The organism is Achromobacter sp. SIMBA_011 (genome assembly GCF_046535435.1).
Classification (GTDB): Bacteria; Pseudomonadota; Gammaproteobacteria; order Burkholderiales; family Burkholderiaceae_B; genus Achromobacter; species Achromobacter dolens.
In genome coordinates this window covers 1-400 of record NZ_JAWRWN010000088.1, presented here as the reverse complement: position 1 = coordinate 400, position 400 = coordinate 1, and the positions used below count along the sequence as shown (strand labels likewise).

At 60.5% G+C, this 400-nt stretch carries 1 protein-coding gene; it reads right to left on the bottom strand.

Annotated features, from left to right (window positions below):
• The coding region (locus tag SB816_RS30035; protein WP_410547996.1) for a class I SAM-dependent methyltransferase at nt 1-400 on the bottom strand (400 nt) is incomplete at both ends.

The following is a 400-nucleotide window of genomic DNA, read 5'->3' as shown; positions in this document are numbered from 1 at the left end:
ATCATCGACAGCGCATAGGGGATCATGACGCGGTCGAAACCGTCGGGCTGGCCGAATTCGGCGGCGCGGAAAGCGGTGGCGTCGGCCACACGAAGAATGGGTCGCTCTGCCTTGCCGGCAAAATTCTCGGACGCGGTCAGCAACATTTCGGAGGAGATATCGAGGCCGAACAATCTTGCCTGCGGAAACTTCCGGCTGGCCAGAAGCAGGTTGCGGCCGGTGCCGCAGCCGATTTCAAGCAGCGTGCCGTCTTTCGGCACGTCCAGGCCGGAAATGGTCCTGTCACGGCCGAGAAGGTAATATTTGCGGGTAATATCGTAGATGTGCCGCTGGTGGCGATACATGCGGTCCATCAGGCCCGCATGGGCTTCATCTGCAAGACCCACATTCTCGCCGACGG